The sequence below is a fragment of the Sphingobacterium hotanense genome (assembly GCF_008274825.1).
Taxonomy (GTDB): Bacteria; Bacteroidota; Bacteroidia; order Sphingobacteriales; family Sphingobacteriaceae; genus Sphingobacterium; species Sphingobacterium hotanense.
In genome coordinates this window covers 253942-270651 of record NZ_CP030848.1, presented here as the reverse complement: position 1 = coordinate 270651, position 16710 = coordinate 253942, and the positions used below count along the sequence as shown (strand labels likewise).

Genomic DNA, 16710 nt, shown 5'->3' with positions numbered 1-16710 from the left:
GCGGAACGATGGACGGTATCGAAGATACCCCATCTGGTGCAGATCGATTATGCACTGGTGGTAGGTAGCGACCGATACTCTTGCCGCCTGTGCACCGTCGCGCGCGAACATGCGCAAAGGAGAGCGGTATTCATGCTCATACCATCGTTGGAGCAGTGCAATATACACGGCTAAGTGCGACTTGCCTATCCGCGGGTCTTGAGCGGATTTGCGGAAAAACAGATGCAAGCAACAAGAAACATTCATCCCATCCATATCCTTATAATTAGAGCCTCTTTCCTTTTGATTGCTTAGCGGGTGGTTGCTGATCTATCTGACGTTTTTGTTTATTTTCCATCTGCACATCTTGCGCACTTTGCTGTCCGTGCTTGTCTAAGTTCATCGAGACGAACTCTAGGCGCATCGAACCATCGTAAATTGCCACGGACTTAAACTTGGGATTCGCCTCAAGAGAAACTTGCCGCGACCCTTGTTCCAACATAAAGGTTACATCATGGCGATTCCCGCGTTCTAACGAAGCGATAAGATATTCTTTGCTGTCCGGATATTGCAGATCGCTGATGGGAAACTTCTCTAGCTCTCGAGGGAGATCAAACCCGTAATTTTCATGATAATGGCGAAATTTCCTATTACCCTCCAAATCAACTGTTTTAAAATCAAGCTGCACCCATGCCCGATAGCGCTCACCCTCCTTGTTAGTTAAATCTTTGTGTACAGCCCTCCCCTGCAAAAGATTATAGGCCTCTTTTAAAGTGAACCGATCTCTTCCGTTCACATAAAACCGCTGCTTGATGCTCTGCAGGCTCGCGCGGTTGGTGATCTTCAACTCATAGGAATTAAAAAAATACATGTCGGACTGTTTAGATTTAGAGAATCTTAGTTGCGCAGCAATTCGTTCGGCTTCGTCTTCTCGCTTAAAATTAAGTGTAAATTGATCTTGTCCTTTTTTCATCGCTTTCTGCAAATTAGCATTCATCGAATCGCCAAATCCGCTATACAATAATTGGTCTCTGAGGTACTCATAATTTTTTTGGTTCATAGTAATTTTCCTTTCTTATGTTTAGTTTAATGGAACCGCTTTGATTAAGTGCTTATTCTTTATCACCAGTTGTTGGTGGCGCCCTCCTTGATCTTCCCAAAGCTGCAGTCGTAATTCTTTCCCTTTGCCTAGCGACAATTTAGGTGTCACTAGCACTACTGAATGTGCAGAACGTCTTTCCAATCGTCTGACATCACCCAAGACATACAGCGGAGGTATCTCTATTTCTTGGTAGGCCCCACGTCTCGCACGTTTTCCATCGCTGCTATAGAGCGCTAGCCGACTGATATCAAAGGGAATGTAGCTCTTATTGGTAAGCTTAACATGAAAGTACATCTGGTCCTCGCTGATATAAATCCCATTAATGCGCAGGCCAATCTGTTGCCTTTCCCGGCCGACCGACATACTAGGCACTAGCAATTGCGATACCTTTAGGGCACGAGCGTGATACCGCTGGCGAGCCTGAGTAGCGCTATCATTGACGGCGTCTGGTTGTACAAGACCAACCTCCCAGATGAGTTTTGTGGGGTTTTGCTCGTAGGAAACATTGAAAACATGCAGACTACCATCCGCGCACAGCACGGAAAGGTTAGTGTTCTCAAAGCCGGATCCCGATGCTTTTATTTGGAGTAGGTCAGCCGCCATGGGTGACCGCTGAGCCAGAATGTCCGCGCTTCCTCGGTCAAATACCGTAATTGGATGGGCAAACAGAATATTCGTAGTTTGCTTTTCATTAATCTTTAGTGTATCTCGGTGCACACGTGCATAAGTTTTTATCGTAGACTGCGCCGAACATAGCTCTGCCATGAGCAGTGGCATGTAAAGTAAAATGTTTAATAGGAGTTTCATAGGATAATGATTATTTAACAATGGATAGGTCTTTTAAAAGCAAGCGATAATCCGACTTAAGTTCTATTCTAATACGCCTAGCTCTCTTGGAAAACAGGGACTTTGCAGCCTGGATTCCGGCGCTGGTAGCCTCAGAAATTAGTGCAGAAGAGATATTTTGTCCAAGTCCTATTGATTGAATGGATTGATCTGCTGATCTGATGATCACCTCCCGGTCCAGCATCTCTGGCACATATATCCCTTGAATACCATCAATGTCATGAACCTCTAACTTAGTATTTACAATGCGACCATTCACATTGATGTGCCCGACGCGGATCTTCATCCGTTCACCATTTAACTGAACAGCTCCATATACAAACGTGCCTTTGGGAACCTTTACACTTCCGGCATGGTAGTCTTCTAGGAGCCTCATCTTCAGCACCGATCCATTTCCAACAACTTGATTCTCGTGGATGACGGCAGCTACTGCGTTGTAAGCAGGCATATCAGCAGAAAATACACTGGAATAAAACCCGCTGGTCAATGAAGAATCTTGCATATGCTCCTGTATTAGTGTTCCTCTACTGGAGGCTTCTCGCTCTAAGTGGCGCTGTTGCGTAAGCTCAATTTCTGAGGAGGATGCGTTTGGGCCGTCCTTCGGCCCTTGAATTTGGATAATTTTATCTAACATCGTGTTCAGCTGCTGTATTTCAGGATCTGGCTCAGTTTCCAGCGTCGAGTTTGAGTGATAAAACGGAGTAGCTCTTGCTGGTCTTGCCAGCGATTTGCGACCATCTTCTTCCAAGGGTACCTCGATCCGCTGATCAGCAGTGGAGGAACGATCAGAGGAGGCATCAAAATCCGAAACTTCGTGGAGACTGCGATCCAACTCCGCCAATTTTAAATAGAGCTGTTTTTCATAATCAGGCCCCTCATCATTTGCCTCAATAGAGTGTTCACTTACTGGATATAAACCATCGATTTGTTCGGTCCAGTTGTCCATAAGTGGTTTCCATCGGTTGTAATGCTCGGCGCTGTCCTTTTCCGATTTACGGTAGTGGTCCAATTTGGACATTTCACGGTCCCTGTTGAGATCCGTCGACGGAAGCTGCATTAACCCTCCATGCGATGCTGTATTGGCCTGTTGGGCGGATGTCCCTGATTTCATCGCCCAAAAGATGACAACCAGAAAAGGGGAACACAGGAATGGCAGGGTAAGCAAAAGCCGTTTTTTAGCCTGTGTAACTTTCAGCGGTAATCTAATTCTAAAAGTCATGGTAACGATTTTTATAGTGTAACAATATCAGTTTTGCGCTATCTAATAGCCCTGGGCGTTTGTTCATAATGCTGTCATGGAGATGTTTCCCCGGCTCGCTTCGGCTCAGACTGTCCATATAGCGGCAGAATCGTTCAATTCGGCGATATTCTTTCTCCATTATCGGCAGTTCGTCAGCTGGGAAAGATACCTCTGGCCAAGCAATTGGCGCTGTTTTTGGAAAAACAATGCTATCCAACATTGACGGGCGATAAACAAAGCATTGAATGATGATTACTAGGAAAACAATAAGAAGAAACAGGGCAAGGCGTGGTCCTGGCCGGAGCAACTTTTTCTGATCCTTCCTTGCCAGCCCATATAGGAACCGATTCGGAGGAAACTTGTTAAAGAACTTTAATTGTCCCATCAGTATCTGTTTTGAGTGGATAAATCTCTATTACGAACGGTCCGCCAACGCTCAATAAGAAAACCGTGGGGATTGTTGTCGCTACGGGACACTCTTCTTAAATAGCCTTCGGTAACCAACTCTCGATGGGTTATACTGCGTGGGCGAATAATCTGTTGATTTGAAAAGCATCGGAAACGGTAGGGATACTCTTCCACATCGACCTGTACGCTGTCCACCCGAATGGTTTGATTGACGTTGCCTGAAATCAGGCTTGCATAGAAGCCATTTTCCTGTAGGTCATCATAAGCGCGCTTAGCACTAACGTCGGCCAAGTACAATGCGTTCTGGAGATTATATTTGATGGCTTTCTCGTCCGGATCTAAGGTGAAGAAATAACGGTGGAAGCTGCGTATGTGCTCACGCGCTTCTACGGGAATATTGTCTCTGGTACTGGATGCAAAAACCTGAAAGGCCTTCCCATCGGCCAGTACATAGATACGGTCCTGCGTTCGACTTACCAGTCGGTAGGCGAATCCCAAAGCGATTACTAGTACAAGAGTGCTGGAAATAATTACCAGCACCACCGTCTGTCGCAGCTGACGAAAAGCCGTATCGATATTTTTTATTTTTTTGAACATATTTTTCATTTTTTAGGGTGATCCTTTCATTTTTTCGCGCATATAATCTTCTGAACGTTGGGGGCGTTCCTGGGGCTTATCGGAACTTGATGGAGTTCCGACAGCATCTGCAATGTGGCTGACGGCATGCTGCGCTCCTGCCAGAGCCACACCAGCGGCGCCGCCAACAGCTGCAGCTCCAGCATTTGCCGTAGTAGTGAAAGCCGTTGAAACTTGCCGACTATAGGCGTCGCCCATACCAGCACTGACAATGTAACCAGCAACGGCGGGAACTGTAAAATACCCCACGATTCCGATGAGCAAGAAGATAAGATAGGCCACATCGGTACGACTGAAAAAGGTATCGCCCGCATCTTGGATCTGGGCGAGATCAATCTTCAGCATATTCTCCTGTATACGGCCGATAATGCTACCAAAGATGTTCGCTACGGGCAGCCATAAAAAAACTTGTATATATCGGGCCAGCCAACCGCGAAGCAGATGTGTAAATCCATCAAAAACACACAGCCCAAATACCAGCGGCCCCAAAATAGCTAGCACAATCAGCTGAAATGTGCGTAGCGTATTGATACATAGTGCGGCAGACTGAAAGAGCACCGCTAGGATCTCGCTCATCCATTCTTTAACACTGTTGCGAAAAGCGTATGACGCTTTGGCCATCGCGAACTTAATATCATTGCCAACCCCCTCCAACATGCCTTCTCCCGAGGGGGAATCATCGTAGGTATACTTATACCAGCGATCCCTATCACCAGCACCGTCGTGGCCGACGTACATTTGCCAGGTGTCGGTTTCTTTTATCTGCTCCTTTTTTGCTTGTAAAAGTTCACTTATCGCTTTATCTGATCTGCCCACCATTTGGCCCGTGGCCTGCACGATCGGCTGCAGGACCCCATTAATAAGCCCAACGACACTAGGAAAGAAAGCGATGCAAAAGCCAAGAGCGAACGGCCGAAGCAAGGGATAGAAGTCGATCGATTCGGCCCGCACGATATGTCGCCAAACTCGAGCACCGATATACCACAGCGCCGCAAACCCGGCTATACCTTGCCCGGCCCCGACCAGTCCGCTGCAGAGCGGGATCATTTCTTGATATAGTTGGTCGAGCACCTGCTGCAAACTCGCTATCTCGCCGGCGAGATCTTGGGCCCTGCCCCCTTGGGGTAGAGCAAAGAGTAAAAGCGAGGGTACTAAAGATCTTCTCATAAGCATATATTTTTGATAAAAATTTATCAGCGATTCATCCTCTCACCCCAGAGCACGTCATTGTATTCCTTCATCCGCTGAAGGACCAATAGCTTGTTACGGGAATCAAAGGCGTTTATCGATAGTTTGCGTTCTCTTTGTTTTTCCAGCAGTGCGTCTATCGCTTCTATCCTTTCTGAGTCGCTCATTCGAAAATTACCATCTGCAAGGATTGCAGTGAGCTCTTCCAAGGTTTCCACACTTTCTTTAATAGCCCTACGATGTACACGCGCTATATATTGGAGTTCATTGGAATTAAAACAATCGGAGCGAATGAAGGATAGATAAGAGCGCTTGGTTTGATCCAGGAGTTGAAGCTGTAGACTGATTAGTTCGGAGATTCCATAATATTTTTTAACCGTCGGATTAACTTTTAGCAATCCGTCAAGGAAAGCTTTGTGCAAGGAGAAATTACCCTGTGTGATATCCTTAACGCTTCCATAACCTTTCGAAAGAATCTCATATCCCTGTTTCATCTGACGTAGGACATCCTTGAATTGCGCCAGCTTTTCTACGTTCAACAGTAATTGTGTGACTTCGTGTTTTTGACCCGAAACGTACGCAGGTAAGTGAAAGATCAGCAATGCTAGGATCCACCTCGCTTTAGTTTTCATCCACAACCTCCTTTCCTAATAAAAGCCGATTAAGTCTATGATACTCGCGTTTCTGCGACCCTCTTGCGGCTATCAGCGCATCTAAGTCCGTAACGAGGGTTTTTGAAAAGGCCAACTCAGATTCCATTTCAGCTAAACAACGATCCAGAAAGTTTATACGTTGGCGGTCGTTCATCGCTAGTTCCGATGCGGATAGAACCGTTTTGAGCTTTTCCTCTCGCCTCATCCTATCTAGGTTTATTCTCGATAATATTCCACGGAAATACTGTTTTTCCGATGCCGCCAAGGCACCATTTTCGGTTAGTTTAGCTGCAAGTCGCAGGTTATAGGAAATACGTAAATTTATTCTCTGAAATTTTTGCTCATAAGATACAGGGATAGCGCGTATCATGCCCATACGGACTCGTTCGAAAAAAGTGCGATGCTGCTCAAGTTCTGACTTTTTGCTGCTTGCGACAGCAGCCAGACCCGCGGCAAGGACATCATAACCCTTCTTGATATAATCGGTATACACATTGGCTGCGAGAACCTGTTCTAAAGAATACCGATTTTGAGTCCGCTTCTGCCGGAGCCACTCGGCGGTGTTTTGCGCATTGGTATGGGTTACAAAACTTGCCAACAATACTGAAATAATAAGTTTCTTATCCATAGGATTCATTTTTAGTTTAGTCCATAAATAGATCGGAGATGTTGGTCGTCCAGTACATTTTTTTGCCGATTCAGACGCAGGATATTAGTCTGTTGGTTGAAAACTTTCATGTCAAAGTAGTTCGTTTCCATGCGCTCACGCACCTGCTCGATCAGCGACAGACGCTCAGCATCGCTCATTTGAGTAGTGAAAGATTGGATCACAAGGGTAAGCATGTCCACATTCTCCATACAGTCTTGCAAAATGCCTTGATGAACTTGTTTAATGTGGGCCTTGTCGGCCACACTAAATAGCGGATCTGAGGAGAAATTCTTCCAGGCTCGTTGATATTCTTGAAGAATCGATTTCTGCAGGGCCGCCATTTCAGTAATCCGGCGATAATACCGGATCACAGTTTTCACCTTCGTTAGTTCATTGTAATATTCACTATAAAGCTGGCGCTGACGTTCAGACCATTGTGTGATTTCTTGAAGTCGAAGTTTAGAGAGCTTATTTTCTAATTCTTTCTGAGCGTTCTGCAGCCATATTGTTTGGTTCTGAAGCCGCTGCACCCGGAGGTCGACTGCTTTGATGACCCTCTTGATCCCAGCTTTAATGACCTGAGCGATCGCCAGCTGACTATATCCCTGCGTTATGGGAACACAAACGAGTAGGCCGACCAGCAGTATTTGTGAGAATTTTCTATTTTTCATATCAATCTCCTAGTTTTACCTGTCCGCTTCTAATGGCATTAGCTAAGTTGCGCAACCCGCTATGCAGGCTGCCGCCCGCCAGACGTACATACTCGCTGAGCATTAACTTTTCTTTCTGTTCGGTACTGAAAATCAGATATTCTTCCAAGGACACCTCGGTACGAAACACTCTGCTTACCACTCCTCCTAAACTGATAAATACTTCTTTGTATTTTAATTCCGGATCATTGGAGCGGTTCAGAGAAAGCACTTGGGCCTTTTCCTTTTCCGTGAGTCCCAAGAGCTCTTGGATATGATCGAACTTATTCTGGTATTTGCTCTGATCGAGCAAGATTTTGCAGTCGCTGTTGTTTATGATAGCCTGTTTAACGATTGGCGAAGAAATGATATCGTCAACTTCCTGTGTAACTACAATCGCTTCGCCATAAAATTTTCGAACCGTCTTGAATAAATATTGTATATACTGGGCAAATCCTTCCTTCATTAGCGCTTTCCATGCTTCCTCAATTAGGATTACTTTGCGAATGCCTTTTAACTTACGCATCTTAGAGATGAATACTTCCATAATGATCAAAGTAACCACTGGAAAAAGAATGGGATGGTTTTTAATTTGATCCAGTTCAAATACAATAAAGGGCTGCTGAATAAGATCCAGATTTTTTCGTGCGTTCAGCAAGTAATCGAACTCTCCGCCTAAATAGTAAGGTTTTAGAACATATAGAAAGTTGTCCATATCAAAATCTTGTTGCTTGACATGTTCTCTTCTTAGCTGATGGTGGTAAACCTCTTTGAGATATTCGTAAAAGGTATTGAACGACGGAAAAATATGGGTGTTAGTCCCCAAATACTCGTAGAATCCGGTTATCGCATTAGATAAGGCGACATATTCGGATCGCCTAAATGTTTCATCATCTTTTTTCCAGAGTGCCAACAGAAGCGATTTGATGCTCTCTTTTTTCTCGGTATCTAGTGAATCGCTCGCCTCCAGATAAAAGGGGTTGAATTCAAGAGGCTGCTGTTCGCTGTAGGTGAAATAATAACCTGAGACCATCTCGCACAGACCCTTATAGCTGTGACCAACGTCAACTAAAACGATATGGCTGGACTGCTGCAAATAGGTCCGCACTAGATGATTTGTAAAAAATGATTTGCCGCTTCCGGAGGGTCCAAGAATGAACTTGTTTCGGTTCGTACAAAATCCTTTTGTTATCGGCTCATCGGAAATGTCCACGTGCAGGGGATTGCCGGTCAACCGGTCTCCAAGACGTATTCCTACCGGACTGTTCGAACTTCGAGCAGCCGTCTCCAAATTCAGCAGGCAAGCAGCCTGCGGTGCAAAGGTGTGGAACGTATCGTTCATTGGAAATTCTGCGGCATTACCGGGTATGCCGGCCCAAAAAATTTGTGGCGCACCGACGGTTTCCAACTTGGTGACAGCATCGATTTGAGACAATGCTGAGGAGACACGATCTTTTATCTGCTGCAATTGCGATTTATCGCTGGCCCAGACCAAGAGGTTAAAATGTGCTTTGATAGGTTGTCGCTTCAAGCTGGCTGCTTCCTGAAGAAACGCATCAGTTGCCTGGCGCGCAAATGCATTTTCTCGAGAATATGCTGAAAGCGATTGAAGCCGAAGTCTCCTACGCTCAAATCTCTCGATCGTTTTGATGCGATTATCAATAAAGATATATTGGTTATAGATATGATCGCAAGGGAGCAGTTGACCGATGCTCGATACGAAACCGATTCCTAACTTGGATCTTTCCGTCGAATATCGACTATAGTCAATTCTGCTGCCACATACATTAGGAAGGTCGTTGACGTCCGAAAGCGAATATAGCTGACAGAAACGATCGCCAATCTTGAGTTCTTCGCCGATCGTTATATCATTAAGTTGTAAAGGCTTTTCGGTAAGGGACAAGGTTAGGTAAGCCTCAATAAATCCTTTCTTGTGCGTGTCGCTCAGAAGCTCCTCTTTTATCAACCGCTTAGTTTTTACCAAACCGCTATCGTTCAAAATACGTATAAACTGAGAGCAGATTCCCTCGAAATCTTTTAGCCATTTTTCTTCCAGCAGCTCCGTCGGAATAAATTTCCCAGAAACCAGGCTGCTCGTTAGTGAGTTCACTGTTTTTCTGCTGCTCGAACATCGGGTTAGCATCATAAAGCAGCGATGTTTAAGGAAAGGCCTACCGTTGAAGTGTTCTTCACTGCACCGGTCTAAATGGCTGAGGCTGCCGTCATGGAAATCCGCAGTATATTTTGCTAAGTTGAACCAGTCTTGTTTATGAAAAATGGTCCCCTCAGGAAGCGTGCGTATCGCCTTAATCCACGCTTGATGGAGCGACTCGTATTCCAGATCCGACAGCGTAAATATTTCAGGCAGCGTTACCTCATAAGCAATGGTTACATCTCCCGATTTGCTGAGTATGCAATCGTGCTCCACGTCCATTATAGGGAAAATATCTTTTAAATTGATGCCCATAAGATTGAATTTATGATTTGTTAGGTCGGATAAATACACGGCGCGAGTCGATGTGTAGGCTATTGGGCATGCGACTTATCGCCAGCTTTTTCAATAGGCCAAATTGACCATATCGGTTGCTTAAAAGGTGAATGTATCGTACCCAGAAAAGCCCCGCGATGAGCACGCCGGGCACACTCAGGTAGGAGGGAACGCCAAAAAAGTGCATGATCGCAAACAGCAGGAGCAATGCTACCAGACCAATAGCTAGATACGTGATGTATTGGGCCTTAAATCCCTTGAACATAATGGGTTGGTTAACCCCTTTATTGATGGAGTAAATTGAGTTTGCCATAGCTCTGCCTGAGTTAAACGCCAAAGAATGATTTGATAACCGTTGCCACGACAACCAGAAAAACGCAGCTTCCGAACCATGCTGCCGCCACCTTACCAGTATCGGGGTCGCCGTTGTTCCATTTCTGAAAAACCTTAACGGCACCGATAAGACCAAGTATAGCCCCTACAGCATACATCAACTTGGTACCTTCCTCGAAATAGCTACGCACCTGCTCGTTGGCGGCATTGATTCCGGCGATACCATCTTGAGCATGGCTATGTAATGTGCAGATAAAAAGTAGGAGCATGCAGCTCACGCGATGTGCTGTGGGTATGAACCACACCGGTGGTTTCCCCATCCAATCTTTTTTAGTTGTTTTCATAAAAAAATAGTTTTCGAGTTTAATAGAAAGGCCCGTCACCTCACATTCCATAGGTGATACGCTGGGCGTGGGGAGCGGGTGAGGAGCCTTTGTGGATTATTTAGCTAATAGCGCGTCCCATGCCAGGTCAGGGACGAAATCAACTTTCGCCTGCTTCAATTCGTTTTTTACCAGTGCTATAAAGCCCTGCGATCCGAGCATACTTAATATTTCAGGATATTGAATTAATAGGCCGGCAAGTACCGACATGATGCCTTCCCGGTCGATCGTTTCACCTTGATAGGGTTCGAGGTAAAATCGGAGCTGGCTAACAAACTCGTCGTGGATTGTCCCTTGCTCCGCGTTCTGGTCCCCTATAGCATCCTGCAGGGGAGATGGATTAAGATCTATGTCTTCATTTTTCAAGCTCCCGGTTCTGAGGAGCTTTTTAAAATCCCCATTACTGAATAACATAAAAATAACTAGGTAGTACAACAAGACAACAAGCAGTAGAGCCGTCAAAAATTGTAACCAAGTGATTTCTTGAAACATAAAAGCCTCCTTTTTTAATTTTTGGTCTAAATTGCTGAATATGATGTGGCAACATCACCGATGTTTAACCTTTGCCATAGCAAAGCAAAACCATATTGCCAGGAAGCGCAAGCACAAATTTATTCTGTACCCTAAGTTGTACCTCCTCAAGCAATGTGCTGTGGGCAACCTGCTGGAGAGGGATAAAGGCTGTTAATCCCTCCCACTCGAGTTATCTTCTAGGGTTGACTCGAACCGTATTCAGAGGGTATATCGGAAGTGACTGCTGAGTCCCCTATCTTTCATCAGAGATGATAGATCAAATGACCTGGGGCGATGCGGGCTGAAAAGATGTGGTGGGATTCTACAGGTAGAATATACATCTGTTTGGGAAGAAGCAGATTGTCGAGATTCTCCGCTGAAAAGCTCGAGTGGAAGGTTGTCGGTCGATACTTTTAGTCAATGGAGCGCCTAAATTAACGTTGGCAATATCCCAAAAAAATAACGCGCCGATCTCGATAAGCTGAAATAAAAAAATAGCCAGCCCCTTTTTGGGCTGGCTATTGAAAGAAGTTAATTGAGTTCACTGGGCAGCGATAAATAAATTTCCCATAAATGCGTAGAGCTGTTTATAGGTTATCACGCCAAACAATGTTGAACAGCTACGAGTATGATCTTTTGAACTTAGAGTGCTTACCAACCTGGATTCTGACCTAAGTTCGGGTTTCTGTCGATCTGAGTCTGCGGCACGGGCCATAGGTAGTTTTTAGGGCTCTCGAAAGCTCTGTTCCACTGTACTACCAAATATCCTTCTGCATTCTTTCTATACGCGGAGCTTGCTAGCTGCGCAAACCAAGATGCTTTTACGCCTTCAATATCTTTACCCAATCGATCACCTTCTTTCCATCGGCGAACATCAAAATAGCGCTGCCCTTCCAGAACAAGCTCGATGCGACGTTCACGGCGGATTTCCGTACGTATATCCATGCCGTTCTGCGCTAAAAAATTCAGGTCCATATGTTTCATCCCCACGCGATCCCTTAGCAGATTGATCGACATATCCAAGTCGGCTTGCGTTAATTTACCTTGTTCCATTCGTGCTTCTGCATAAGTCAATAATACTTCTGCGTAGCGGATATGATGGATATCGTTATCATCCCGGTTGTAGTTGGGCACAGCAGACAGCTCTACATATTTCTTATAATAATAGCCAGTTGTAGTTACCGATCCGCGTCCGTCCTGGGTAAATTTGGGTACCATAAAAATACTTGGATCTGGATTCTGTGCTACGGGGCGACCGTCATATCGTCCTCCCCATTGATCTCCGGGCACCAAGATGGTCTGGGTCATTCGGGGATCGCGATTTTTAAATACATCTTCGTAGGTCGCATCGCTGTAAAGCGGTGATTTCTCGATCGGCAGCCCATCGATACACAGGTAGGAATCTACCAGTGATTTAGTCGGCACGAAACGCGCAAATTGGTCGGGTACTTGAATCTCTCGACTTAAATTGTGCATGATCACGTCCATTTTGTGGAGTCTTGCGAACAAGGTCTCTTGATTTTTTCCAGATGCCAATTTCCCATTTCTAGTGAATAGGTCGTAATAAGACGTTTTGGGATCGCCCGTCGTATAGAGCTTGTACACCCCCATATCCATTACCTGTTTTGCTGCTTTCTCGGCTACCTCATATCGCTGATAAGCTAGTGCAATTCTGGCTTTCAACGCAAGCGCTGTTCCTCTGCTAATGCGGCCAAGGTCTTTTCCTGTCGGGATCTTTTCGGGAAGAACCGCTGCTGCCTCATCAAGTTCTTTAATCAAAAAGTCCACGACTTCCTCCTGCTTTTTTCGCCCTTCATAAAGCTGAGGGTCATCGGGTTCTAAGGGCAATAAGATAAGCGGGATATCGCCATAGAAGGATGTTAAGAAGCTATAGCCTAGAGCACGAATGACTCGTACCTCTGCTGCCAGACGTTCGTTAGCTCCAGCTACGGTCTCTTGAGCTCGCTTATAGTTTTCCAAAAACACGTTACATTCTCTAATGTCTCGATACATGTTGCGCCACTCGTTATCCACTGTGGGCTGCGTCACCGGAAATACGCCAGAACCGATATCCTTATACTCGGTGGTAGTAGGCCACATGGTGTTCTCCCCCATATTCTCCATATCGATGATGTTCTTGGCTTTGACACGCGAATAAATTCCCGTTACGGCCATTTCCAATTGTTCCTGCGTCTTCCAATAGGTTTCATCGACAATTTCGTCTTGAGGGACGCGGTCTAGGAAATCACTACAACTATTTAGGGCCACCAAGGGAACAAAGATCCATACATGTTTTAAACGAGTGATATTTTTAATGATATTTTTCATGGAAGTTACTATTTAAGATTAAGATTGACACCTACGACATATGTTTTCACCTGCGGGTAAAAGTTACCCGTATTTCCCGATGGAATTTCCGGGTCGTAGCCATAAAAGAAGTCTGTTTTGGTAAATAAGTTATCTGCCGAAACAAATACCCTCATCTTTGAAACTCTCACTTTCTCCATCCATTGGGTCGGGAAACTGTAACCGATCTGAATATTTTTTAATCGAAGATACGAGGCATCTTCTATCCATTTGGATGATAGGCGCGTATTATGGGTTCGCATGTAAACCAGCCGTGGATAGGAAGCATCTAAATTGTCGGGCGTCCATCGATCGAGGTGCACCTCTTGAGGCATCGCACTGTTGTTGATGAATGGATGGCGTGCTGAACCGCCTAAATAACCGTCGGCTTTACCCACACCTTGTAAAAAAAAGCTCAAATCGATGCCCTTGTAGGCCAGATCGCCCCTGAATCCGTAGGTGTAACGTGGGATGTCGCTTCCCAAGATAACGCGGTCGTCCTTCGCGGTAATTTCTTTTGCGTCAGGATTCTGAGGAACATAAATCAAATCACCAGGGGCTACCAGATCTCCTTTTTGAAATGGAAAGTTGGGAACTAACTTGTCCCCTACCAACGTAAAGTCGCTCTGCTGTGCTATCCTATCCGCCTGAAATCCATAGAATGCATCCAACGGATAGCCTTCTAATCGAACTTTATCCCCTAAATTGGTCGCATAATTCTCCAACTTGGTAATCTTATTCTTCACATCCGAGAGGTTAAAGTTTGCGGAATAGCTAAGTTCGCCTACCTTGTCCTTCCATCCTACTACAACTTCCCAGCCCTTATTCTGTACTTGTCCAGAATTCTGCGCGGGGTATCCTGTGCCTACGCCAATTACATCGGGCAATGGAGGATTTAAGATAATCGACTTGGTATTGTTGACGAAGTACTCGCCCGTTACGCTCAATCGGGAATTCAAGAATGCAAGGTCTAGGCCCACATTCGATTTTTCTGAGGATTCCCACGTGATGTAGCGATTCGGGATAAATGTCTGCCGAAACCCTACTTGTCCTTCATCGCCTATCGGATTGTTACTGGTGATCTGTACCGAGGAAAGGGTTGCCATGTATGGAAAGTCGCGGCCCACTTTATCATTACCTTGCGTACCGTAAGAAAGTCGCAGTTTGGCGAAATTCCAGAAGCTCTTCATATCCTGAAAGAAAGATTCTTCGGAAAGCACCCACCCCGCCGAGAAGGATCCGAACCAGTTCCAACGAACATCCGGGTGAAAGCGCGATGATCCGTCGTAACGAAAGTTACCTTCCAAGAGATACCTGCTTTGATAGTCGTAATTTAAGCGACCAAAGAACGACATGAGTGCATTCTGGTTACTGGAACTGTTATTTAGCTGATTCTCCGTTCCTACTGCCAGGGATTCCAAATCCTGAACAGGCAGGTTTTGGCGAGACGCCCAAAAATCGGCGCCAACCGTTTCTTCTAGCGAGTAACCCAGCAGGGCGGTGAAGTTATGTTTTTCTAAGATACTTTTTCGATAGGTCGCCGTCCCCACAAAGGTTTGGTAGGTCTGCGAATAATGATCCATGCGGATGTTATTTGGATAATTTGAGCGATAGATCAATTTATCATCATCCGGACTATAGTAATTAATGGTCTTGAGTAGTTTATTACGCTTTGAGTTATATTTTACCAAACCGTATTGTCCGCGAAGATCAAGTCCGGCCATCAGGTTTACAGTAGCGGAAATGTTCGCTGTTATTTCCTGTGAGGTAAAACGATCGGTTCCACCATCTGTTGCGATCGCCACGGGGTTACTTTGGCCACCGTGATATCCCCAACTACCATTTGAAAAACGCACCGGCACCAGCGGTCGTATGGAGGTTGCCATGGATAAAGGATCATTTCCTGAGGCCGATCCATTATATCCGCGATCGACATAGCCTAAATTTCCGTCGAGCTGCACGCGATCTAGAATTTCGGTGCTTAACCGTATTCTAGCATTGTGCCTGCCCGCTTTGAAATTATCACCGATGACCAGTCCACCTTCCCCCAAGTATCCATAGGAAGCGTAATAGCTGGTTTTATCCTTTCCTCCTTGGAGGCTCAGGTTATAGTTTTGCTGAGGGGCTGATTTTTTATATACTTCCTGGATCCAATCGGTATTGGCGAAATAGTTTAGGTCAGAACCATTTCGGGCAATCTCGATCTGATCTTGGGAGTAGGTAGGGCCTTGCCCAGCATTTTCGTTTGCTTCGTTTTGAAGAATCATATAGTCCACGGATCCGAGGAACTTAGGCAAAGCTGTGGGGGCTTGCCATCCGTAATAGCTATTGAAGTTTAAGCTCGGTGTTCCCGATTTACCTTTTTTGGTCGTAACTAAAATGACGCCATTGGCTCCGCGCACACCATAAATTGACGAGGAAGCAGCATCCTTGAGGACTGATATATTTTCGATATCCTCGGGATTTAGAATATTCATGTTACCTCCGGGTATACCATCGATAACGATCAGTGGGTTAGCATCGCCCCAAGTTCCAATACCGCGAATGCGGATTTGTGGCGCAGAATTCCCTGGTCCAGTGTTGTTGTTCTTAATGGTCAATCCTGGTAATTGTCCCTGTAGCCCTTGCCCTACGTTGGCAATAGGCCGGCTTTCTAACTCATCGCCAGACAGGGTAGCTACTGCACCGGTCAAGTTCACTTTTTTTTGCGTTCCGTACCCTACTACAACCACCTCTTCCAACGCTTCATCACGAGGATCAAGTGAAATTTCCATGTTATAGGAATCCACCGTAAGTGTCCTGGGTTCAAAGCCGACAATGGTCACTCTGAGCTGGTGACCCACCTGTCCTTCGATTTGGAAGCGACCTTGTTCGTCGGTTTGTACAGAGCTTCCGGTGGATAAATTACTTACCGATGCATTGGGAACTGATTCGCCGGAAACGCTTCTCACGGATCCTTGTATCGTTCGTTGTAAGGAGGCATGGTGCAAATTTCCCAGGTCTTTGCTGAGGAAGGGTGGTTTTGCATCTGCCCGTGAATGAAGTGCTAAGCCCATCGCTGCGCATAGCAATAAATGTCTTTTTTTCATAGGTGAGTTTTATATTTCCTTTGGCAGGAAATGGTTATAGATTAATTAGCTAGGATGTCCTAACGCGCGCAAAACTAAGAAAAAAAAAGATGCATTGTAAAGTCATCCTGGATAAAGGTTAGGTTAAGAAATCATTAAGAATCGGTTTACGCGACGCTCAAGAAGGAA

At 45.4% G+C, this 16710-nt stretch carries 15 protein-coding genes; all 15 read right to left on the bottom strand.

Features of this window, described 5'->3' with window-relative positions:
* Nucleotides 1-265: 265 nt before the first annotated feature.
* Nucleotides 266-1039, bottom strand: coding sequence for a hypothetical protein (locus DSM08_RS01165; RefSeq protein ID WP_149524422.1), 774 nt, complete (start codon nt 1037-1039; stop codon nt 266-268).
* Nucleotides 1040-1060: 21 nt separating this feature from the next.
* Complete coding sequence (traN, locus tag DSM08_RS01160) at nt 1061-1858, bottom strand: conjugative transposon protein TraN (protein WP_262713921.1); 798 nt, start codon at nt 1856-1858, stop codon at nt 1061-1063.
* A 40-nt stretch (nt 1859-1898) separates the two neighbouring features.
* Nucleotides 1899-3146, bottom strand: coding sequence for a conjugative transposon protein TraM (gene traM / locus DSM08_RS01155; protein ID WP_149524420.1), 1248 nt, complete (start codon nt 3144-3146; stop codon nt 1899-1901).
* Nucleotides 3136-3552, bottom strand: a complete 417-nt coding sequence (locus DSM08_RS01150; RefSeq protein ID WP_149524419.1) for a hypothetical protein — start codon at nt 3550-3552, stop codon at nt 3136-3138. Before DSM08_RS01150 ends, traM begins: the two co-directional genes overlap by 11 nt.
* Complete coding sequence (traK, locus tag DSM08_RS01145; protein WP_149524418.1) at nt 3552-4172, bottom strand: conjugative transposon protein TraK; 621 nt, start codon at nt 4170-4172, stop codon at nt 3552-3554. Before traK ends, DSM08_RS01150 begins: the two co-directional genes overlap by 1 nt.
* Nucleotides 4173-4184: 12 nt before the next feature.
* On the bottom strand, nt 4185-5378 hold the full coding sequence (gene traJ / locus DSM08_RS01140; RefSeq protein ID WP_246172386.1) for a conjugative transposon protein TraJ: 1194 nt from the start codon (nt 5376-5378) through the stop codon (nt 4185-4187).
* Nucleotides 5379-5404: 26 nt separating this feature from the next.
* Nucleotides 5405-6031 (bottom strand): TerB family tellurite resistance protein, encoded by a 627-nt coding sequence (locus tag DSM08_RS01135; RefSeq protein WP_149524416.1) that lies wholly within the window; start codon nt 6029-6031, stop codon nt 5405-5407.
* A complete protein-coding gene (locus DSM08_RS01130) occupies nt 6021-6680 on the bottom strand; it encodes a hypothetical protein (protein ID WP_149524415.1) in 660 nt (219 codons plus the stop codon). Before DSM08_RS01130 ends, DSM08_RS01135 begins: the two co-directional genes overlap by 11 nt.
* A gap of 11 nt (nt 6681-6691) precedes the next feature.
* Nucleotides 6692-7372 (bottom strand): conjugal transfer protein TraI, encoded by a 681-nt coding sequence (locus DSM08_RS01125; protein ID WP_149524414.1) that lies wholly within the window; start codon nt 7370-7372, stop codon nt 6692-6694.
* A gap of 1 nt (nt 7373) precedes the next feature.
* Nucleotides 7374-9857: a TraG family conjugative transposon ATPase gene (locus DSM08_RS01120; protein WP_149524413.1), complete on the bottom strand. Its 2484-nt coding sequence runs from the start codon at nt 9855-9857 to the stop codon at nt 7374-7376.
* 10 nt (nt 9858-9867) lie between these two features.
* Nucleotides 9868-10191 carry a DUF4133 domain-containing protein gene (locus tag DSM08_RS01115; RefSeq protein WP_149524412.1) on the bottom strand — a complete coding sequence of 108 codons (324 nt, stop codon included), beginning with the start codon at nt 10189-10191 and terminating at the stop codon, nt 9868-9870.
* Nucleotides 10192-10204: 13 nt separating this feature from the next.
* Entirely contained in the window at nt 10205-10480 is a 276-nt protein-coding gene (locus DSM08_RS01110) for a DUF4134 domain-containing protein (RefSeq protein WP_246172582.1), read from the bottom strand.
* A gap of 171 nt (nt 10481-10651) precedes the next feature.
* A complete protein-coding gene (locus tag DSM08_RS01105) occupies nt 10652-11086 on the bottom strand; it encodes a hypothetical protein (RefSeq protein ID WP_149524410.1) in 435 nt (144 codons plus the stop codon).
* 672 nt (nt 11087-11758) lie between these two features.
* Complete coding sequence (locus DSM08_RS01100; RefSeq protein WP_149524409.1) at nt 11759-13435, bottom strand: RagB/SusD family nutrient uptake outer membrane protein; 1677 nt, start codon at nt 13433-13435, stop codon at nt 11759-11761.
* 8 nt (nt 13436-13443) lie between these two features.
* Nucleotides 13444-16542: a SusC/RagA family TonB-linked outer membrane protein gene (locus tag DSM08_RS01095; RefSeq protein WP_149524408.1), complete on the bottom strand. Its 3099-nt coding sequence runs from the start codon at nt 16540-16542 to the stop codon at nt 13444-13446.
* Nucleotides 16543-16710: the final 168 nt, after the last annotated feature.

What these genes read in the sequence shown, in the direction of transcription:
- DSM08_RS01165 (WP_149524422.1), bottom strand. Translation starts at nt 1,039, where the DNA reads ATGAACCAAAAAAATTATGAGTACCTCAGAGACCAATTATTGTATAGC.
- traN (WP_262713921.1), bottom strand. Translation starts at nt 1,858, where the DNA reads ATGCCACTGCTCATGGCAGAGCTATGTTCGGCGCAGTCTACGATAAAA.
- traM (WP_149524420.1), bottom strand. Translation starts at nt 3,146, where the DNA reads ATGACTTTTAGAATTAGATTACCGCTGAAAGTTACACAGGCTAAAAAA.
- DSM08_RS01150 (WP_149524419.1), bottom strand. Translation starts at nt 3,552, where the DNA reads ATGGGACAATTAAAGTTCTTTAACAAGTTTCCTCCGAATCGGTTCCTA.
- traK (WP_149524418.1), bottom strand. Translation starts at nt 4,172, where the DNA reads ATGTTCAAAAAAATAAAAAATATCGATACGGCTTTTCGTCAGCTGCGA.
- traJ (WP_246172386.1), bottom strand. Translation starts at nt 5,378, where the DNA reads ATGAGAAGATCTTTAGTACCCTCGCTTTTACTCTTTGCTCTACCCCAA.
- DSM08_RS01135 (WP_149524416.1), bottom strand. Translation starts at nt 6,031, where the DNA reads ATGAAAACTAAAGCGAGGTGGATCCTAGCATTGCTGATCTTTCACTTA.
- DSM08_RS01130 (WP_149524415.1), bottom strand. Translation starts at nt 6,680, where the DNA reads ATGGATAAGAAACTTATTATTTCAGTATTGTTGGCAAGTTTTGTAACC.
- DSM08_RS01125 (WP_149524414.1), bottom strand. Translation starts at nt 7,372, where the DNA reads ATGAAAAATAGAAAATTCTCACAAATACTGCTGGTCGGCCTACTCGTT.
- DSM08_RS01120 (WP_149524413.1), bottom strand. Translation starts at nt 9,857, where the DNA reads ATGGGCATCAATTTAAAAGATATTTTCCCTATAATGGACGTGGAGCAC.
- DSM08_RS01115 (WP_149524412.1), bottom strand. Translation starts at nt 10,191, where the DNA reads ATGGCAAACTCAATTTACTCCATCAATAAAGGGGTTAACCAACCCATT.
- DSM08_RS01110 (WP_246172582.1), bottom strand. Translation starts at nt 10,480, where the DNA reads ATGCTCCTACTTTTTATCTGCACATTACATAGCCATGCTCAAGATGGT.
- DSM08_RS01105 (WP_149524410.1), bottom strand. Translation starts at nt 11,086, where the DNA reads ATGTTTCAAGAAATCACTTGGTTACAATTTTTGACGGCTCTACTGCTT.
- DSM08_RS01100 (WP_149524409.1), bottom strand. Translation starts at nt 13,435, where the DNA reads ATGAAAAATATCATTAAAAATATCACTCGTTTAAAACATGTATGGATC.
- DSM08_RS01095 (WP_149524408.1), bottom strand. Translation starts at nt 16,542, where the DNA reads ATGAAAAAAAGACATTTATTGCTATGCGCAGCGATGGGCTTAGCACTT.